The sequence below is a fragment of the Deltaproteobacteria bacterium genome, assembly GCA_009929795.1.
Taxonomy (GTDB): domain Bacteria; phylum Desulfobacterota; class Desulfovibrionia; order Desulfovibrionales; family Desulfomicrobiaceae; genus RZZR01.
This window is the reverse complement of record RZZR01000007.1, coordinates 1-18,687: the sequence shown is the minus strand read 5'-3', so window position 1 is coordinate 18,687 and position 18,687 is coordinate 1. Positions and strand designations below refer to the sequence as shown.

Genomic DNA, 18,687 nt, shown 5'->3' with positions numbered 1-18,687 from the left:
AACCTCCTGGGTTTAGTCTTTTGAGAGGAATTCGACCGGGTCCATCGGTGCGCACACAGCGGCGATTCGGTCGAGCAATGCATGGTCTGTAAAATCAAATCGAAGTGGGGTCAGGGTGATATGTCCCCGGTCCAAGAGTTCGCGGTCGGTTCCAGGTCCAAGCCGATCTCGAGGAATCTGCCCGTGGAGCCAGTAGTAGGGGTTGCCCCGGGGGTCGATCCTGATATCGTATTCGTCGCTGTAGACGGCCGTGGTCTGGGGGCAGACCCGCAGTGGCTTGTGGGCGGAAAAGGGACCGGCGGGGAGGTTGAGGTTCAGAACGCAGCGTTCGGGCAGATTTTCCCATACTGGAGATTCAAGGAAGGAGGCCGCGAATCTGGCCTGATGGGCGAGATCCGTCGGCCGGTAGTCGTCGACGGAAACGGCCAGTGCGGGAATGCCGGTCAGGGCCCCTTCAGTGGCCGCAGACACCGTTCCCGAGTAGAGGATGTCCACTCCGACATTGGCCCCACTGTTGATTCCGGAAACAATTCTGTCCGGCGTCGAGTCCAGCAGGGAAGCCAGGGCCAACTTGACGCAATCGGCCGGGGTTCCGGACACGCCGTGTCCCACGAATCCAGCTTCTTCCACCAGCTTAAGCCGCAGAGGGGAGAACATGGTCACAGCGTGTCCCACCGCGCTCTGTTCGGTCATGGGCGCGACCACGGTGACCCGGTGGTCGGCTGCGACCAGGGCTTGGTAGAGGCTTCTCAGGCCGATGGCACGAATTCCGTCATCATTGGTCAAAAGAATGTGCATGGTAGCGTTTGCCGGTGCAAGACAACCCGGTCCGGTCTTGCCAAAGGCCGGGGATTGTCCTTAATTGTAGTTTTCATGGGGTGTGTCAGGCCATGTCCTGACGTTTGTTTTTCTACCCAAAGCCAGAAGGGTTGGCAATACGTGAAGAAAAAAACACGGTTCGTTTCGGAATTGAAGTCCGGGGATGCGGTCCAGGACGTTTTTTATCTGGCCGAAGCCAGACTGGGCCAGGCAAAGAACGGGCCCTTTTGGAGTCTTCGGATCATGGACAAGACGGGTGAGATGCCCGGTCGGATCTGGAGTCCCCAGAGCGGTCAATACCGGGAACTCCAGTCTGGACTCTTTGTCGTTGTTTCCGGCAAGGCCACGAATTTCAACGACCAGGTTCAGATGATCGTCGATTCCCTGGAAACTGTGGATGAGAGCGAAGTAGACATGGCCGATTTTTTGGCCATGTCGGACCTTCCGCCGGAGGAATTGTGGGTCCGTCTGGCCGAATTGCTCCGCCGGGAGATTGGATCGAAATCCTGGAGGCGTTTCTGCGCCAGGGTTCTGGGAGATGATGAGATCAAGGCCGCGTTGCTCTGGGCGCCCGGAGCCAAATCCATCCATCACGCCTACGCTGGAGGATTGCTCGAGCACACCTTGGCCGTGTGCCAGATCTGCCTGGAGATATCCCGCCTGTACCCAATCCTGGATCGGGACTGTCTTCTTGCCGCGGCAGCCTTCCACGACCTGGGCAAGGCCTGGGAATTGAGTTCAGGGCTGTCTCGCGACTACACCAATCAGGGTCGGCTGGTGGGGCACGTGGTCATGGGCCTGCTGGTGCTGAATCCGTTTCTGGAGAAGGCCAAGGGCCTGAGCGAGGACGATATCCTCCACTTCAAGCATCTGCTTCTCAGTCACCACGGGGAATATGAGTTCGGGGCACCAAGAAGACCCAAGACCGCCGAGGCATGGGTTCTGCATCTAGCGGACAATATGGATGCCAAGCTCAAGACAACCGAGGAGGCACTGAACGAGGTGGAACCCGGACATTGGAGCCCGTATGTCCGGTCCATGAATCGTTTTCTCTTTCAGCCGGTCAGACCGCCGAAAGACGATCCACGACCTAGATCGAAGTCCACAACCCAGTTGACCATTCCGCTGTCCTTCAACGAGGACGGCCTTGCGGACGAGCCCCCGTTCTGAATATTTCGTCGACAAAGGAAAACCATGTTCATAACACTGGAAGGCATTGAAGGATGCGGCAAGAGCACCCAGGCTGATTTGCTGGCCGGATATCTCGAGAAGTCCCTCGGGCGGGAGGTCGTCAGAACCCGTCAGCCGGGGGGGAGTTCCCTGGGTGCGGAACTTCGGCGGATCCTCTTGAACCCGGCCAATTCGAATCTGGATGTTTTGAGTGAGCTCTTCCTCTATCTCGCCGACAGGGCTCAGCATGTTTCCTCTCTCATCCGCCCAGCCCTCGAACGCGGAGGGATCGTCGTCTGCGACAGGTATGCGGACTCGACCGTGGTTTACCAGGGGTACGGCCGAGGGCTGGATCCAAAGCTGCTTCAAGGCCTGAACGAGGTGGCGGTGTCCGGACTCTGGCCCGATTTGACCCTGTTGCTGGACCTGGCTCCGGAGGTGGGTCTGAAACGGGCCTTGACCCGGAACCTCAAGGAGAACAAGGCCTCTTCCGAAGGGCGTTTCGAGGCCGAGAGTCTGGCCTTTCATGGCCGGGTTAGGGAAGGTTACCTGACCTGGGCGGCCTTGCACCAAGACCGGTTTCAAATCATCGAGGCCGCCGGCCATGTGGACGAGGTTTTTGAAAAGATCCGGTCGGTTCTGGAGGCCTGGATGGCCGGACGGGGAGTATCGTGAAGCAGCCCGTGACCGGTCTAGTTCTGACCTTCAACGGGGAGAGGCTTCTGGCCGACTGTCTCCGTAGCCTGGATTTTTGCGACCGGATTCTCGTGGTCGATTCAAAGAGCACCGATGCCACGGTCGAGGTGGCCAGGGAGCACGGAGCCGAGGTGCTGCTCCGGACCTGGGAGGGGCCTGTGCCCCAGTTCCGGTTCGCCTTCGAGCGGATTGGTTCGGGCTGGGTGGTTTCGCTCGATCAGGACGAGGCCATGGACGACACCCTTCGGGATGCGACCATCCGGGCCCTTGACGGGATGCCATCCAATGGGCCCGACGGATTCATGTGTTCCAGATCCTCGTATTATCTGGATCGGTTCATGCGTCACAGCGGGTGGTACCCGGACCGTCTGCTCCGGGTCTTCCGTTTTGACACCACCGAGATCCATCATTCCGGCCCCCACTACGGCTTCCGGTCCCGAGGCAGGGTCGAGAGCCTGCCGGGACATATCGTTCACTACCCGTATCGGGATCTGACCGAACATATCGACAAAATCAACTATTATACCCTCAAGGCAGCCGAGGAGATGCACCGCCAGGGTCGAAAGGCAGGCCTGGTCAAGGCCGTCGGGCACGGTCTGGGCTATTTTCTCAAATACTACGTTTTAAAGCGGGGATTTTTGGACGGCCGGGCCGGATTTTTACTGGCTGTCAACTCCATGTACTACGGCTTTCTGAAGTATGCTCATCTGATGGATATCCGGGCCCGTCAGGATATCGAGAAACCGTCAACATGAGGAGGGAGGATCATGATTGATCGAGGCCGACGACTTGTCGAGATCGTGGCGATCTTGGGATCTCTGGTCCTGGTCGGCGCGGTTCTCCAGGTGGGATGCGGTGGAAGTGACGATTTCGATGAACCGGAAGCTCATGTCATGGGCAGCCTGTGGTCCGAGGTGTATTCTACCATCATCGCAGCCGAGCAGGCCGACCATACTTATCTCAAGGCCCTGACCTCGGACAACGCCACGTCGAGGTGGGGATGCTTCGGAAAGAGTGATGGAGGCTTATATCTTGAAGAAACACGGACAAATGGGACGGTAGACCTGACGACCGTTGATTTTTTAGCCTCCCAGGAACCGTGCAAGTGGCCTCTGGGTCTGTACGGGCAGATCGGGGTCTGCCATCAATGCGCCAATAGGGGCCTCTACTACACGGGCAAGACCGTGGCCAAGGCCAGGGGGTATGCTTTTTTTGCAGCCATCTATGGGACCTACGGGTTCACGGGATGGCCCTATGGATCCTATGCTTTGGAACTCTGTCTGCAAAAGGCCCCAGAGCCGCAAGGGCTCAACGCGACGCGCGTGGAGGTAACGGCTGGGTCCAAGAGATCGGAAAGAGCGTTGTTCGAGGCCTGGTTCGGTCACCCGGTCCATGTCGAGCCCGATAGCAAGGCCAAGGCAAGCGATCTCTGGCGGGGATATCTGAACGAGTTGCTCATCCTCCTCGTCGAGAAACATCTTGGGCCCGATCGGGCGTACGCCCTTGCCCCGGAGATGGTCGAGGCCCAGAATCGGTTGCTCGAAAATAAGGCCGACCTCGACGATCGATGGGAAACAGGCGAAATGTCCAGGCAGGCCTATATGGATGAATTGGAAATTCATTTGGGTGAGTTTGCCCGCCGATGCCAGGCTTTGCTGGGAGGTGACGAGTACCGGGCTGTGTTCGGGATGGAATTTTGGGAGAATGTCCGGATTCCCGATATTGTCGACTCGAGTGTGGGAATAAATTGATGATTTTGGGTAAATATTAATAAATAAATATATTATGTTTCATTTTTTTTATTAATTGGCCGAATAGTACCTTTTGGGACTGGGTTGAAATTCACAAAAAGCCGGTATTGAGCCGGCTTTTTCATTTTTAGCAATTTTACTTAAATATATCCCAGATTATTATTCTATAATTCCAATTTTGTAATTTTTTAGCCAATCCTCTTTTCGTTGAATAAAAATAATTCATGAGAATCAGTATGTTGAAATTTCGGTCCATATTTTGCCCTGTCTCCAACATCGTCATAACTCAGCCCAGGAGGAAGTGCCATGGAATTGAGAAAGAGGAAGATATGGGCCGCGCCCATGCTGATTGGAGCATTGATCGCCTTGGTTCCGGAGACGGCCCAGGCCGAAGAGTTTTTGAGCCAGGCCAACGCCAATATTCTTTGGACGCTATTGGCGGCGGTTCTGGTCATGTTCATGCAGGCCGGGTTCGCCATGGTCGAGACGGGATTCACCAGGGCCAAGAACGCCGGGAACATCATCATGAAGAATGTCCTCGACTTCAGTGCCGGGTCGGTGATTTTTTTTCTCATCGGTTTCGGGCTCATGTTCGGGACGGATGTGGGCGGCTGGTTCGGGTCATCGGGCTTCAGTCTGGCCGGAACGGACGCGACCACAGCCGAGGGTCAGTGGACCCTGACTTTCTGGTTCTTCCAGTCCGTGTTCGCGGCCACGGCGGCGACCATCGTTTCCGGAGCCATCGCCGAGCGGACCAAGTTCGAGGCGTACGTCATCGTCAGTCTTGTTGTCACCGGATTCATCTATCCCATTTTCGGCCATTGGGCCTGGGGAAGTTTGTGGCTCGGCGATTCGGGCGCGGGGTGGCTTGAGGGGCTGGGATTCGTGGATTTCGCAGGTTCGACCGTGGTCCACTCTGTCGGGGCCTGGATCGGGCTGGCCGGGGCCGTCGTCCTCGGGGCCAGGACCGGGAAATACAGCGTTGACGGCAAGTCCCGGGCCATCACCGGGCACAACATGCCCTTGGCAGCCCTGGGCGTCTTTATCCTCTGGTTCGGCTGGTTCGGGTTCAATCCCGGAAGCACGACCACGGCCGATGGAACCATCGGGTACATTGCGGTGAACACGAGTCTTGCCGCCGGGGCCGGAGCCCTTGGCGCCATGATCATGGCCTGGATCAGATTCGGCAAGCCGGACATATCCATGAGCCTGAACGGAGTTCTGGCCGGCCTGGTGGGCATTACGGCCGGATGCTTCGAAGTTTCACCGGTCGGGGCCATCGTCATCGGTATTCTGTGCGGCCTGACAGTGGTCTTGTCCATCGAGTTCTTGGACAAGGTCCTCAAGATCGACGATCCGGTGGGCGCCGTTTCCGTACACGGGGTGTGCGGGGCCTTGGGAACGATCTGTGTCGGGATCTTCGCCGCACCCGGGTATGGCGATCTGACCGGTCTTCTGTATGGGGGAGGCATCGGCCAGCTTCTCATTCAGTTCTTGGGTGTGGGCACGGCCTTTGTCTGGGCCTTCGGCTGCGGCCTGCTCGCCTTTCTGGCAATCAAAGCCATCGTCGGGATCAGGGTGACGAGGGAAGAGGAGCTCAAGGGCCTGGACATCAGCGAACACGGCATGGAGTCCTACAGCGGGTTCCAGATTTTTACCACGGAATAAGCCGGAGGAATCGGATTATGAAGATGATCATTGCATTCGTCAGGCCCGAAAGCCTGAATGCGGTCAAGGCGGAACTCTATTCCCGGCAGATTTTCAATATGTCCGTGACCAACGTTTTGGGCAGCGGCAGGCAGAAGGGATTTACCGAAACCTACCGGGGAGTGGTCATGGAAGTGAACCTGCTCAAGAAGGTTCGATTGGAGATCGGGGTCAACGACACCTTCGTGGACGCGGCCGTGGAGGCCATCATGAAGGGGGCCTACACCGGCAAGGAGGGGGACGGGGTGATTTTCGTCCAGGAAATCCTGAAATCCTATAGGGTCAGAACCAGGGAGGAAGGCTCCACGGCCATAGGCTAGGTTCGACAGTCTTGTGGACATTCATGGGGTCGGCCGCGATGCAGTGGTCGGCCCCTGGTTTTTCCCGGGACTGGTAGGACTTTCTCTCAGCTCTGCTGATTTTGTCGTTGGCGTTGCGGGATGAAGAGGGTCACTGTAGACCCTTTGCCAAGCTCGCTTTTGAAATCAATATCGCCCCGATGTTCGAGAATTCCTCGCCTGGCCCTAGTCAAACCCATGCCGATGCCATCGGGTTTGGTCGAAAAGAACGGGTCGAAGACAAAGGAGACGGACTCGTTCCTGAGGCCCATGCCCTGGTCCTCGATCCTGAACGTCAGACCCTGGGCCTCACCTTCGACTTTGATGGATACAGATACTTTTTCCGGCCAGCTGAAATCGACGCAGTTTTTCATGATTTCCTGGAAAGCGATGGTAATCAGGCGAGGCTCGCCCCAGAAATGACCTGTTTTGCCTTCGGTTTTGACATTCAGGGAGTGCGGCCTAGCCTTCAGGGCCGATTCCTTGGAGAGCGTTTCCTCCATTGCATGGATCAGTTCGTCGAGAACGATCCGTTTTCTCGCTTTCGGATTCATGCCTGCATAGCTGGAGAGGGCCTTGACGATGGATTCCAGGCGGATTGCCTCCTTGACGATTACCTGCATATGTTTGCGGCAGATGGAGTCGAGTCCTTCGTTTTTGAGAACGAGCCTGGAAAAACCGGAAATGGACATGATCGGGTTGAGGATCTGGTGGGAGACCGATTGCGACAACTGCAGGAGTGCTTCGGACCGGTCTTTGTGCAAGGCGCTGCTGGAGTTCAAAATGGCGTAGTCCTTGAGTCCCTTGAGCTGCTCGTGGGTGATGACATCGATGCAGACGACATGGCCATGCACATGGTCGCCCAAGGCCACCTCGGACGAGTTGACGATCAGATATTTGCTCTCCCCTTTGCCCACGCTGTAATGGGAAATGAAAAATGGTCCGTTTTCCTCGTTTTTGATCAGTCGGGACAACGATTGCCAGAAATGACAATTCAGACGTTGGGGATCGGGTGTGTTGATGAGTTCGCAGATATCGTGTTCTTCCATGCCGAGCATGCCCACGGCCGCAGTGTTCACCCCGCATATCTCGTGCTCTGCGTTGACGAGCAGAATCCCGATGGGGATGTTGTTCAGGTATGGGGGCATGCCCTGTTCAGACTTTATGAGAATGTCCATGGTTGTGATCTCCAGACTGCGTTTCCTTCCGGAAAGGGGCGATTTCGAATCTTTTGTCCACGTTCGGAGTCCTAGCACGAAGGGCCGAAGAAAGATACAGTACGGGTTGAACCCGAACGGGGCGTCTGAGGAGGCAAAAGGCTTCGACTCTACATGAGGGCGGTGCTGAAATAGCGTTCGGCCCGGTCGGGAAGGATGGTGGCCACGCTGCCGCAGCCGCGCTCGACGAGTCGTCGGGCCGCCCAGACATTGGCCCCGGAGGAAATGCCCACCAGCAGGCCGAAGTTGCGGCCGAGTTCCCGGGTGGTTTCGATGGCGTCCTCATCGGTGACCTCGATGATTTCGTCCACGATGGAGACATCCAGGACGGCGGGAACAAAACCGTCTCCGATGCCCTGAATCTGGTGCAGACCAGGCTCGTGGCCAAGGAGGGCCGAGACGTTCTTAGGCTCCACGGCCACGATGCGGATCCCGGGCCGGTGCTCCTTGAGGAAGGTTCCAATGCCCTGAAGGGTTCCGCCGCTGCCCACCCCGGCCACGAAGCAGTCGATATTGCCCGAAGTCTGACGCCAGAGCTCACGGGCCGTTTCCTGATAGTGGACTCGAGGGTTGTCCTGGTTCTCGAATTGTTGGGGGACGAAGATTTCGGGGTCGGCGGCCTGCATTTCCCTGACCACGCGCACGGCCCCGGCAATGGACTCCCGGGCAGGAGTGAGGATGAGTTCGGCGCCAAGGGAGGTAATGAGCTTCTTGCGTTCCTCGCTCATGTTCTCGGGCATGACGATGCGCACCGTGTAGCCCTTGAGCCGGCCGACCAGGGCCAGGCCGATGCCGGTGTTGCCCGAGGTGGGCTCGACGATGACGGACCCGGGTCCGAGGCGGCCGTCGCGTTCGGCCCCTTCGAGCATGGCCAGGGCCACCCGATCCTTGATGCTTCCCCCGGGATTGAGGAATTCGGCCTTGGCGTAGATGGGTTCGTCCTTCAGGCGGATGAGGGGGGTGTTGCCGATGAGGTCCAATATGTTGTCGGTGAGCATGGTTTCTCCGTCGATGCTGCCAATGGTGTCGAAAGGGCTTTTGGTCTCGGGGCTACAGAGCCTGGGTCTTGGCGACAATAGCCTTGGCCGGGACGAGTCCGGTGGCGCTGGCCGAGACGATGTTGCCGGCCACTCCGGGGCCGTCTCCGGCCACGTAGAGGCCCTGGACGGAGGTCTGGAGGTCGTTGTCAGTTTCCACCTGGGTGGCGAAGAACTTGATCTCCGGGGCGTAGAGGAGGGTCTCGTCGTTGGCCACGCCCGGGACGACGTTGTTCAATTTTTCCAGACCGTCGACGATGTTGGTCAGGATTCGCTCGGGCAGGGCCATGGCGATGTCGCCGCAGACCACGCTTTTGAGGGTCGGTTCGATATAGCTGTTCCTGATTCTCGACCATGTGCTCCGACGGCCGCGCTTGAGGTCGCCGAATCGCTGGAGGATGGGCTTGCCGCCGCCGATGAGAGTGGACAGGCGGCCGATGGATTCGCCGTAGGACTGGTTGTCCGTGACCGGATCGTTCAGGACCACCTTGGACAGGAAGGCGAAGTTCGTGTTCTCGGATTTGTGGTCCATGTAGGCATGGCCGTTGACGCATACGAAGCTTTGGTAGTTTTCCAGGGCCACGTAGCCGCCGAAATTGGTGCAAAAGGTCCGGGTTTGATCGTCGTATTTGTTGGTTTGGATGAAGAAGGTCGGGTCGTAGACGATGGAGCAGAGGTCCTGCATGATCTCGTTGTGGACCTCGACCCGGACACCCACCTCGATGCCTCGCTGGTACAGGCCAAGACCGTGCTCCTGGGCCAGGCGGGACATCCATTCGGCTCCGACCCGGCCCGGAGCCAGGATGACGTTTCTGGCTCGGTAGGTAGCCTGATCCGTTGTCACGGATCGGACCCGACCGTCGGTCACCTCGACGGTCTTGACCTCCTCTCCGGTTCGCATCTCGACCCGTCCAGTCAAAGATTCGACCATGGCGTTGATGTGGTGGGGCAGACGGTCGCTGCCCAGATGCTTCTGCTTGATGACCAGCAGGTTGACCCCGTACTTCTTGGCGTTCTTGCGGATGGCTCGGGCCGTGTCCATGTCGGTCGGGTAGACGTCGCCGTCCATGCCGAACTCGTTGAAGATGGCTTCGGTCTCGCGGATGAGATCCTCGGCCCGGGTGGCCGACATGAACTGCGTCAGGTCGGTCTTGCCCAGACGATGGATGAAATTCAATTTGCCGTCGGAAAAGAGTCCGGCTCCGCCCAAGCCGGAGAGGATGTTGCAGGGGCGGCAATGGAGGCATTCGTCCGTGCCTTTCATGGGGCAGCGGCGGACAAGGGGAGCCTTGCCCTTTTCGATGAGCAGGACGTCGAGGTTGGAATGCCGGGCTAGGTAGTGGGCGGCAAAGAGCCTGGCCGGGCCTCCGCCGACGATGACGACGTCGAAAATTTTGCTGGTCATTATGTGTTGGACCCCGTGGGAATGTCGGTTTATGAAAAATGAAACGTCGGCGTGCCGCCGGTCACGATACCCGTTGACCGGGTCCTTTTGTCCATGATCATCCCGGACTGTCAATGCCCGCCGTCATTGCTTCTGTCTGGAGACCGTCATGGAAGAGAACGTAATTCAGCGAGGTGGGTTGAATGAGTCTGCTGATCAAAAACGGTTTGCTGGACGGCATGCGGCAGGACGTGTTTATCGATGGCAATCGGTTTTCAGTCATTGGTCCGAATCTGGGCCAGGCGGCTGATGAAGTCATCGACGCCTCGAATCTGGCCATCCTCCCCGGTTTGGCCAATGCCCACACCCATGCGGCCATGACTCTGCTCCGCGGCTATGCCGACGACATGGAGCTCCACTCCTGGCTGGCGGAGCATATCTGGCCCTTTGAAGTCCGAATGACCGAAGAGGATGTCTATACGGGAACCCGTCTGGCCTGTCTGGAGATGATCAAATCGGGCACGACCTTTTTTGCCGACATGTACTGGCATCTGCCGGGCATTGTCCGGGCCGTGAGCGAAATGGGCCTGCGGGCCCGTCTCAGCGGAGACTTTATCGATATGAATGATTCGAGTCGGCTGGGCGAATTGCAGTCCAGGATATCCTTGTCCATGGAAGCTAGTCGAGATTGGCCGGACCGCCTCGGTTTCTGTCTCGGCCCCCATTCCATTTACACGGTCTCCCGCCAGGGCCTGGAATGGGCCAGGGATTATTCGGCCACATATGGCCTTTTCGTTCAGATACATGTGTCCGAGACGAAGGGGGAAGTCGACGATTGTCTGGCCGCTCACGGTTGCCGGCCGGTAGAGTATCTGTACAACCTCGGCCTGCTTGGGCCGCAGACGATTCTGGTCCATGCCATCTGGCTGGACGGACGGGAGCGGGATCTCCTGGCCGCCTCCGGGGCCTCCCTGGCCCATTGCCCCGTTTCGAACATGAAACTCTGCTCCGGGGCCTTTCCATTTCGCGATTTCTTGCATCAAAACGTGAACGTGGCCCTGGGCACCGACGGGTGTTCCTCCAACAACAATCTGGACATGTTCGAGGAGATGAAGTTTTCGGCCCTGTGGGCCAAGTATCAGCTCATGAATCCCACGGCCGTGACCGCAGAGGAGTCTTTCCGGGCGGCCACCAGGAGCGGATATCGGGCCTTTGGCTTGGACGGAGGCGAAATCGCCGTCGGCGAGCTGGCCGATTGCATTCTGGTGGATCTCGATCATCCGGCCCTGGTGCCCAACCACAACCTGATTTCCAATCTAGTTTACAGCGCCCACGGCGATTGCGTGGACACGACCATTTGCGACGGGCGAATCCTCATGCGTGGCCGGAAAGTGGACGGCGAGGCCGAAATCGTCGGGCAGGCCCGGGCCAGGGTCAAAGCTCTGACGAATTGACCCGAGCATCATCGTTTCTTCCCTGAATTCAGGTCGGATCAGGACCATTTTTTAGCCGGACCTTGGCCGGATTCTTGCATTTCTTCCGTCCAAAAACCATTTCAAACCTCATTTCATCAGGACGGAAGCATGGCACGAATCATCGTTCTGGCCTTGACGGCCCTGTGCTGCGCCGGGTGCCAGTGCAAATGGACCGACGCATCCTGGGAGCCCAGGATTGGCTCCCAGGTCGTCTATCAGGAGGCCTGTGTGGAGCGCTCGCCCGGTCCGGTCTCGGTCATGCCCGAGTCCAATCCGCCGGTGCCTTTGACGGCCCTGTGCCTGCCCTTCGAGATCGAGCAGGCCATGAACGACAGACATCAGGTGGGCAAGGAACTCGGTCGGATGGTTTGGAAGAATTGGGTCGGCCTGCGGGTCTTTCCCAGGTTCGTCTTTCTTGAGGACCAGCGATGGAAGGACCGGGATCAGGCTCTGGCTCTGGCCAAGGAACAAGGACTCGATCTCGTGGTCCGGGGGCGGGTTCCCTATTATCTCAACGGCGGGACCCAGGGGGTGACCTCCATGTCCATGGTCGTGGACATCTACGACGTGGACAGTGGCGAGGTGATCTGGTCCTTCGACCACGCCGGCCGGGTGGAGCATTTTCTGGATCAGGACTACATCTTGTTCAACAGGAAAAGCCGGATGCCCGAGTCGCCGGTCTGGACCGTGGCCAACGTCCTGGCCGTGGACATGGGCAAGCCGGTCAAGGCCTGGAACCATTGCTGGGACTGGCGCAGGGAACTGGATGCATTTTATTGACGCATCGGGAAAGAATTTCCGACGATGGAGGTGGGCGATGCCCAAAGTGATGCTGGCCGGAGTGATTCTGGCCTTGGTCCTTTTGAACGGTTGTGGCGGCTATGGTCGGGGCTTCAACGATTCCAATTGCGTGAACGGCCCTGGGTACCGGGGTACCCCCAGTTCCGCGGCCAGTTATCGGTTGAGCGAGTGCCGGGTGGTCAAGGAGGAACGGATCGGGCTTTTCGAGGAGCCGTGCGTGAATGAGCAACGACCCGTAGGGTCGGAGGGGAGTAAAGGAAGCGTGGGGGATGGTGGTGGCGGAAACAGCGGAGGAGGAGGGTTGTAGGGTATGCAAAGAGATTCTGCGGTTAGAAAGGTTTTGTCGATGGTGGTTCTATTGGGGGTGGTGTTCTCTTTTTGCCATGCTTGGGCGGTGCCGGTGGTGACCGTCAATCCTCCACAGGGAAAAGTTCCTTTGGATGTTGTCTGTAGATGTGATGAATTAAGCCCGCCAAGTGCAATTATTGGTTATGATTGGGATTTTGGTGATGGAAGTGCGCCAATTTTGGGCGGACTATATATGGTTCCCCATTCATACACCACTCCAGGCTATTACGAGGTGAAATGTACGGTAAATTATGCATCTCATCCACCGAAGATGGATTCATTTTTTGTAACTGTTTTCAAAGATGGAGCAAGTCTGATTCGACAGCTTACGGCCAATCCTCAAGCTGGACCGGCCCCGTTGAGCGTGGCTTTTCGTTGTGATACCTTCATCCCTGCGGATATAATGACATATTCTTGGGATTTTGGCGATAATAGTACGATAAATCTCGGATCTCCCTTGGAAAGTCACAGTTATACTGCGAACGGGCTGTACGTGGCCAAGTGTACGGTGACAGATAATTTGGGAAACGTAGACGAAGAACAGATTATCATCAGAGTAGGAGAGGAAGACGCCTCGGTTGATGGCGATTGGCATGTGTTTGGTGCCGAACTCAAAGCGTCCGGCGCCCTTGAAAAGATGTATTCGGGTTTTTGGACTGTAAATATTTATGGAAATTTGGTGAACAGTCATTTGAATTTTGTTTGCCCGGTCGAGCCGAGAAAAACCGTCAACGGAAACGTCTATCTCGACATCGACAAGAATCTGGCCGGGTACTTCAAGACATCAGCCCCTGGTGAGGTCAAGATCGTATCCGGCACGGTCTGCTCGGACAATCAGGTGGCTCAGTTGTCCGGTCAATTTTTGACCGGCACGACCATGACTCACATGGAGCAGGTTTTTTGGGTCCGCGATGGTGGGGTGTTCACTCAAGGCGATTTGACCGGCACGTGGCATTATTTTCTATGGCAACCCGGCACGCCGGGCACGGATGCGGGGTTTGTGCAATTTGATAATATTGGATTGGTTGTCGCTAGCGGACCGAGATGGTTCCCCCCTATGGGGCCGTTGGCTATGTCTCCACTCGGCACTCTTTCCGGAGCCCTTGGAGGAGAGACATTGGTATCTGCCAAAATGAGTCGCAACAAGGACGTCATGGTCTGGCTCTTGGATTCATGTAGTTTGTGCATTTTGTTCAAGGCCGGTCCGGTGAGTTTTTCCCAGGCCGAGCTGGTTTTGCCATGGTATATTTCCAAAGTTCGAGTGTCCGGAGGAAAAAATATTCCAGAATACGGCATCCTCGAGCCGGACTATCCATACAGCCCTCCAGCGGATGCGCGTTTCAAGGCGGTCGATGGTTTGACCAATGGGCAGTGGCCAACCGGCCTGACCAGCCTGCTTGTGAATGGAATCATCGCCGGGTATCTCGTCGATCCGGCAGGCGCTCAAACGGATATCATGTATGGGCAGATGGGGTTCGGTCGGAGAATGGCCGGGCTGTGGACCAAGGAGCCCGTCAGTGGAGACCGTGGCATCATCATTCTCATGGACCCGCCCCAGGGCTGGAAGCCACCTGACCTGACCGTTTCGAACTCCACCGATCCCGGTCCGGGTGGTGGCGGGGGCGGCGGAGGCTGCGTCATGAATTCCGGGTCGAGTCATTGGGAGACATGGCTGCTACTGGGTATTGTCTGGCTGGTCATCCGGCTGGCCATGGTCCGAAGACGGGCCTGATCCAGGTTCTTCGTGTCGATTTACGGCGGCTTCGGCCGCCGTTTTCGTTTTTGGAACCGGCCCTGCCCCGGTCTTTACAGATCGCGTGGGCCGGGTTTAGTAGGACCGTTTCCACTGATTTCAGCACGGGAGCGAGCGTGAAGAGTTTTTTGACCATTCTGGACCTGACCGCCGAGGAGGCCATGGGCCTGGTCAGGCGGGCCGGGGAGATGAAGCGAAAGCGGGAGCGGAGCGATCTCTTGCGGGGCAAGATGGTGGCCCTGATTTTCGAGAAGGCCTCCACCCGAACCAGGGTGTCTTTCGAGGTCGGCATTCGTCATCTGGGCGGGGACGTCATCTTCCTGACGCCCAGGGATTGCCAGCTGGGCCGGAGCGAGCCCATCAGGGACACGGCCCGGGTTCTGGCCCGGTACGTGGACGGGGCCGTGATCCGGACCTTCGGCCAGACCGTGGTCGAGGAGTTCGATCGCTTTGCCGGATTTCCGGTCATCAACGCCCTGACGGACGAGTTCCACCCCTGCCAGGTCATGAGCGACATGCTGACCATGTATGAGCGGACCCCTGATTTGGCCTCCCTGAAGGTGGCCTGGATCGGTGACGGCAACAACATGGCCCACTCGTGGATCAACGCCTCGACCCTGTTCGGGTTCGAGTTGCGTCTGGCCACGCCCAAGGGCTATGAGCCCGATGCCGGGATACTGGCCCGGGCCAGACAGTCTGGGGCCAAGGTCCTGTTGACCGACGATCCGGCCGAGGCCGTGACCGGTGCGGACTACGTGAACACCGACGTCTGGGCCTCCATGGGACAGGAGGAGGAGCAGGCCGAGCGTGAGGCCGACTTTGCCCCGTTCCAGGTCAATGGAGCCCTGATGGACAAGGCCGGTTCCGGGGCCAAGGTGCTCCATTGTCTGCCGGCCCACAGGGGCGAGGAGATCTCCGAGGACGTTCTGGAGGGTTCGTCCTCCATCGTTTGGGATCAGGCTGAGAACCGGCTGCACATGCAAAAAGCCATTCTTGAATGGGCCTATACGACAATTTAGGGCGCCATCGGGCCCGGAGGTGAGAGGATGAAGATTGAAAAAGTGGTGTTGGCCTATTCAGGCGGACTGGACACGTCGGTGATCCTTAAATGGATCAAGTACGCCTACGACTGCGAGGTGGTGACCATGACCGCTGATCTGGGCCAAGGCGAGGAGCTGGACGGTCTGGAGGAGAAGGCCCTGAAGACCGGGGCCGTAAAGGCCTTCATCGAAGACTTGCGCGACGAGTTCGTGCGCGATTTCGTCTTCCCGGCCTTCCGGGCCAACGCCCTGTACGAGGGCCGGTATCTGCTGGGCACGTCCTTGGCCCGGCCGCTCATCGCCAAGCGGATGGTGGAAATCGCCCGCGAGGTCGGGGCCCAGGCCGTGGCTCACGGGGCCACGGGCAAAGGCAACGATCAAGTCCGCTTCGAGCTGACGACCATGGCCCTGGCTCCGGAACTCAAGACCATCGCCCCCTGGCGGGAATGGGATCTCCATTCGCGAACGGAACTTCTGGCCTTTGCCCGGGAAAACGGCATCCCGGTTCCGGTGACCAAGGAGAAGCCATACAGCTCGGACCGGAACATCCTCCACCTGAGCTTCGAGGGCGGGGAGCTGGAAGACCCGTGGCTGGAGCCCGGATCGGGGACCTATTTTCTGGCCGTGGATCCGACGAAGGCCCCGGACGAGGCCGAGGAGATCAGTCTCGACTTCGAGGCCGGCAATCCCGTGGCCGTGAATGGCCAGAAGCTCGGCCCGGCGGCCCTGCTGGCCCGTTTGAACGAGCTGGGTGGACGCCACGGCATCGGCCGGGTGGATATGGTCGAGAACCGATTCGTGGGCATGAAGTCCCGCGGGGTGTACGAGACTCCGGGCGGGACCATCCTGCAGACGGCCCACCGGGATCTGGAAGGCCTGTGCCTGGACCGGGAGCTTTTGAACCTCAGGGACAGCCTGATCCCCAGGTACGCGTCCATGATCTACAACGGGTTCTGGTACGCCCCGGAGCGTGAGGCTCTGCAGGCTTTCATGGACAAGGCCCAGGAGCGGGTCTCGGGCACGGTCCGGCTGCGCCTCTACAAGGGCGGGGCCTGGCCGTTGGGGCGTAAGTCCCCATATTCCCTGTACAATCCGGAGCTGGCCACCTTCGAGCGGGATGAGGTCTACAACCAGGCCGACGCGGCCGGGTTCATTCGGCTCCAGGGCCTGAGGCTCATGGCCGTCGGGGCCCGGGATCGGGCCGATGGGGGACGGAAGTGAAGAAGAAGCCCGGCGGGGCAATGTGGGGAGGACGGTTCTCGGCTGGAACCGAGGCCCGAGTTCAGGCCTACACCTGTTCTCTGGATGTTGACCGGCGTCTGTACCGTCAGGACATCGAGGGCTCCAAGGCCCACGCCCGAATGCTGGCCCGGCAGGGGGTGCTGACGGCCGACGAGGCCGAAACCCTGATTCGGGGCCTGGACGAAGTTGCCGGGGAGATCGAGGCCGGGACATTCGTCTGGCGCGAGGATTTGGAAGACGTGCACATGAACGTCGAGGCTAGGCTGACGGAGCTGGTGGGTCCGGTGGGCCGCAAGCTCCACACGGGTCGCAGCCGCAACGATCAGGTGGCCCTGGATTTTCGCCTTTTCGTGTCCGATGCTCTCAGCCAATGGAGCCTGGGCCTGGTCGGTCTGGTGGAGGTTTTGGTAGCCAGGGCCGATGAGCACCGGGGGACAATTATGCCGGGCTACACCCATCTCCAGCCAGCCCAGCCCGTCAGCCTGGCTCATCATCTTCTGGCCTACGCCAGGATGTTCATGCGTGACCACGGCCGGGTCCGGGACTGTGACCGGCGAACCCGGGTCTCTCCTCTTGGTGCGGCGGCCCTGGCCGGGACGACCTATCCCCTGGACCCCGAATCTGTAGCCCATGACCTGGGATTTGACGATGTGTTCGCCAACAGCATGGACGCGGTTTCGGACCGGGATTTCGTTTTGGAATCCATCTTCTGCGCGGCCACGATCATGGCTCATCTAAGTCGGCTCTGCGAGGAGATCATTCTCTGGGCCAACCCGAATTTTGGGTTTGTCCGCCTGCCCGACGGGTACGCCACGGGCTCGTCCATCATGCCCCAGAAGAAGAATCCGGACGTGGCTGAGCTCATGCGGGGCAAGACCGGCCGGGTCTATGGCGACCTGACGGCCATGCTGACGATCCTCAAGGGTCTGCCCATGACCTACAACCGCGATCTCCAGGAGGACAAGGCCCCGTTCATGGACGCCCACGACACGGTTTCAGCATCCTTGGTCTTGATGGCCGGGATGGTTTCGGAACTGGGTTTCGTGCCGGAACGGATGCGATCGGCTCTTTGCTCGGGCTTTCTGAACGCCACGGAGCTGGCCGACTATCTCGTGGGCCGGGGGCTCCCCTTTCGGGATGCCCACCATGTCACGGGCCGGGCCGTGGCTAGGGCCGAGGAATTGGGCTGCGGCCTGGAAGATTTGAGCCTGGCTGAACTCCAGTATTTTTCCGAATCGATCGGAGAGGATGTGTTCACATTTTTGGACTATGACAATGCCGTGGCCAGGCGAGAAACCCCGGGAGGAACAGGCCCGGTGTCGGTCGGGCGTCAGATCGAAGCCGTACGGGCCTGGGTGCGGCGGTATAATGTAAAGGAGGACGGAAAATGAGAGTCGTAGCGATCAATGGCAGTCCCAGAAAGGGCGGGAACACGACCCTGCTCGTTCAGACGGTCTGTCAGGAACTGGAGGCCGAAGGCATTGCCACCGAAATCATCCAGGTCGGGCACAAGGCCATTCCAGGCTGCCTAGCCTGCCGGAAATGCTGGGAGACCAAGGACGGCACCTGCATCCAGAAGGACGGCGTTCTGAACGAGGCATTGGAGCGGATGCGGGAGGCCGATGGCCTGATCTTCGGATCTCCAGTCTATTTCGCAGACATGGCCGGTCCTCTGAAATGCTTCATGGACCGGGCCTTCATGGTCGCCCGGGCCAATGGGGGCTGGTTTCGGCGCAAACCCGGGGCCTGCGTGGCTGCGGCCCGACGGGCCGGATCCGTGCACACCATCAACTCCATGAATCACTACCTAGGCATCAGCGAGATGCTGACTGTGGGTTCGTCCTATTGGAACATGGGCTTCGGCCTGGACAAGGGCGCGGTCTCAGAGGATCAGGAAGGCATGCAGACC

The 18,687-nt window shown here is 58.6% G+C and carries 18 protein-coding genes; 14 read left to right on the top strand and 4 right to left on the bottom strand.

The genetic code is table 11. From position 1 onward, the window contains the following. Positions 1 to 12: 12 nt before the first annotated feature. Entirely contained in the window at positions 13 to 798 is a 786-nt protein-coding gene (surE, locus tag EOM25_01800) for a 5'/3'-nucleotidase SurE (protein ID NCC23924.1), read from the bottom strand. Positions 799 to 873: 75 nt separating this feature from the next. Between surE and EOM25_01795 the strand changes: the two genes are divergently transcribed. The 6 genes from EOM25_01795 (at position 874) to EOM25_01770 (ending at position 6,463) form a co-directional block, all read left to right on the top strand. Beyond that, positions 874 to 1,989 (top strand): HD domain-containing protein, encoded by a 1,116-nt coding sequence (locus tag EOM25_01795; protein ID NCC23923.1) that lies wholly within the window; start codon positions 874 to 876, stop codon positions 1,987 to 1,989. 24 nt (positions 1,990 to 2,013) lie between these two features. After that, the gene (gene tmk, locus EOM25_01790; protein ID NCC23922.1) at positions 2,014 to 2,664 is read left to right on the top strand and encodes a dTMP kinase; all 651 of its coding nucleotides are present in this window, start codon (positions 2,014 to 2,016) and stop codon (positions 2,662 to 2,664) included. Beyond that, entirely contained in the window at positions 2,661 to 3,440 is a 780-nt protein-coding gene (locus EOM25_01785) for a glycosyltransferase family 2 protein (GenBank protein NCC23921.1), read from the top strand. The genes tmk and EOM25_01785 overlap by 4 nt, the downstream gene beginning before the upstream one ends. 12 nt (positions 3,441 to 3,452) lie before the next feature. Beyond that, complete coding sequence (locus tag EOM25_01780; protein ID NCC23920.1) at positions 3,453 to 4,436, top strand: hypothetical protein; 984 nt, start codon at positions 3,453 to 3,455, stop codon at positions 4,434 to 4,436. A gap of 306 nt (positions 4,437 to 4,742) precedes the next feature. Beyond that, positions 4,743 to 6,104, top strand: a complete 1,362-nt coding sequence (locus tag EOM25_01775) for an ammonium transporter (GenBank protein NCC23919.1) — start codon at positions 4,743 to 4,745, stop codon at positions 6,102 to 6,104. Between the two features lie 17 nt (positions 6,105 to 6,121). Continuing rightward, on the top strand, positions 6,122 to 6,463 hold the full coding sequence (locus EOM25_01770) for a P-II family nitrogen regulator (protein NCC23918.1): 342 nt from the start codon (positions 6,122 to 6,124) through the stop codon (positions 6,461 to 6,463). Positions 6,464 to 6,549: 86 nt separating this feature from the next. Here EOM25_01770 and EOM25_01765 read toward each other — a convergent pair whose 3' ends face one another. The 3 genes from EOM25_01765 to EOM25_01755 form a co-directional block, all read right to left on the bottom strand. Continuing rightward, on the bottom strand, positions 6,550 to 7,659 hold the full coding sequence (locus tag EOM25_01765; protein ID NCC23917.1) for a hypothetical protein: 1,110 nt from the start codon (positions 7,657 to 7,659) through the stop codon (positions 6,550 to 6,552). 149 nt (positions 7,660 to 7,808) lie between these two features. Continuing rightward, complete coding sequence (gene cysK, locus EOM25_01760) at positions 7,809 to 8,696, bottom strand: cysteine synthase A (protein NCC23916.1); 888 nt, start codon at positions 8,694 to 8,696, stop codon at positions 7,809 to 7,811. A 52-nt stretch (positions 8,697 to 8,748) separates the two neighbouring features. Beyond that, positions 8,749 to 10,140 carry an FAD-dependent oxidoreductase gene (locus tag EOM25_01755; GenBank protein ID NCC23915.1) on the bottom strand — a complete coding sequence of 464 codons (1,392 nt, stop codon included), beginning with the start codon at positions 10,138 to 10,140 and terminating at the stop codon, positions 8,749 to 8,751. Positions 10,141 to 10,322: 182 nt separating this feature from the next. Here EOM25_01755 and EOM25_01750 point away from each other — a divergent pair, with 182 nt between their 5' ends. The 8 genes from EOM25_01750 to EOM25_01715 all read left to right on the top strand — a co-directional run. Then, positions 10,323 to 11,573 carry an amidohydrolase gene (locus EOM25_01750; protein NCC23914.1) on the top strand — a complete coding sequence of 417 codons (1,251 nt, stop codon included), beginning with the start codon at positions 10,323 to 10,325 and terminating at the stop codon, positions 11,571 to 11,573. Positions 11,574 to 11,702: 129 nt separating this feature from the next. Next, on the top strand, positions 11,703 to 12,374 hold the full coding sequence (locus tag EOM25_01745; GenBank protein ID NCC23913.1) for a hypothetical protein: 672 nt from the start codon (positions 11,703 to 11,705) through the stop codon (positions 12,372 to 12,374). Positions 12,375 to 12,411: 37 nt separating this feature from the next. Continuing rightward, entirely contained in the window at positions 12,412 to 12,702 is a 291-nt protein-coding gene (locus EOM25_01740; protein ID NCC23912.1) for a hypothetical protein, read from the top strand. Positions 12,703 to 12,705: 3 nt separating this feature from the next. Continuing rightward, entirely contained in the window at positions 12,706 to 14,475 is a 1,770-nt protein-coding gene (locus EOM25_01735; protein NCC23911.1) for a PKD domain-containing protein, read from the top strand. Continuing rightward, the gene (gene argF / locus EOM25_01730; GenBank protein NCC23910.1) at positions 14,412 to 15,515 is read left to right on the top strand and encodes an ornithine carbamoyltransferase; all 1,104 of its coding nucleotides are present in this window, start codon (positions 14,412 to 14,414) and stop codon (positions 15,513 to 15,515) included. The genes EOM25_01735 and argF overlap by 64 nt, the downstream gene beginning before the upstream one ends. 27 nt (positions 15,516 to 15,542) lie before the next feature. Next, a complete protein-coding gene (locus tag EOM25_01725; protein NCC23909.1) occupies positions 15,543 to 16,757 on the top strand; it encodes an argininosuccinate synthase in 1,215 nt (404 codons plus the stop codon). A gap of 20 nt (positions 16,758 to 16,777) precedes the next feature. Then, a complete protein-coding gene (gene argH / locus EOM25_01720) occupies positions 16,778 to 18,169 on the top strand; it encodes an argininosuccinate lyase (protein NCC23908.1) in 1,392 nt (463 codons plus the stop codon). Then, positions 18,166 to 18,687: flavodoxin family protein (locus EOM25_01715; protein ID NCC23907.1), on the top strand; the 522-nt coding region annotated here is incomplete at its 3' end. The genes argH and EOM25_01715, both read left to right, overlap by 4 nt.

What these genes read in the sequence shown, in the direction of transcription:
- surE (NCC23924.1), bottom strand. Translation starts at nt 798, where the DNA reads ATGCACATTCTTTTGACCAATGATGACGGAATTCGTGCCATCGGCCTG.
- EOM25_01795 (NCC23923.1), top strand. Translation starts at nt 874, where the DNA reads ATGGGGTGTGTCAGGCCATGTCCTGACGTTTGTTTTTCTACCCAAAGC.
- tmk (NCC23922.1), top strand. Translation starts at nt 2,014, where the DNA reads ATGTTCATAACACTGGAAGGCATTGAAGGATGCGGCAAGAGCACCCAG.
- EOM25_01780 (NCC23920.1), top strand. Translation starts at nt 3,453, where the DNA reads ATGATTGATCGAGGCCGACGACTTGTCGAGATCGTGGCGATCTTGGGA.
- EOM25_01775 (NCC23919.1), top strand. Translation starts at nt 4,743, where the DNA reads ATGGAATTGAGAAAGAGGAAGATATGGGCCGCGCCCATGCTGATTGGA.
- EOM25_01770 (NCC23918.1), top strand. Translation starts at nt 6,122, where the DNA reads ATGAAGATGATCATTGCATTCGTCAGGCCCGAAAGCCTGAATGCGGTC.
- EOM25_01765 (NCC23917.1), bottom strand. Translation starts at nt 7,659, where the DNA reads ATGGACATTCTCATAAAGTCTGAACAGGGCATGCCCCCATACCTGAAC.
- cysK (NCC23916.1), bottom strand. Translation starts at nt 8,696, where the DNA reads ATGCTCACCGACAACATATTGGACCTCATCGGCAACACCCCCCTCATC.
- EOM25_01755 (NCC23915.1), bottom strand. Translation starts at nt 10,140, where the DNA reads ATGACCAGCAAAATTTTCGACGTCGTCATCGTCGGCGGAGGCCCGGCC.
- EOM25_01750 (NCC23914.1), top strand. Translation starts at nt 10,323, where the DNA reads ATGAGTCTGCTGATCAAAAACGGTTTGCTGGACGGCATGCGGCAGGAC.
- EOM25_01745 (NCC23913.1), top strand. Translation starts at nt 11,703, where the DNA reads ATGGCACGAATCATCGTTCTGGCCTTGACGGCCCTGTGCTGCGCCGGG.
- EOM25_01740 (NCC23912.1), top strand. Translation starts at nt 12,412, where the DNA reads ATGCCCAAAGTGATGCTGGCCGGAGTGATTCTGGCCTTGGTCCTTTTG.
- EOM25_01735 (NCC23911.1), top strand. Translation starts at nt 12,706, where the DNA reads ATGCAAAGAGATTCTGCGGTTAGAAAGGTTTTGTCGATGGTGGTTCTA.
- argF (NCC23910.1), top strand. Translation starts at nt 14,412, where the DNA reads ATGGCTGCTACTGGGTATTGTCTGGCTGGTCATCCGGCTGGCCATGGT.
- EOM25_01725 (NCC23909.1), top strand. Translation starts at nt 15,543, where the DNA reads ATGAAGATTGAAAAAGTGGTGTTGGCCTATTCAGGCGGACTGGACACG.
- argH (NCC23908.1), top strand. Translation starts at nt 16,778, where the DNA reads ATGTGGGGAGGACGGTTCTCGGCTGGAACCGAGGCCCGAGTTCAGGCC.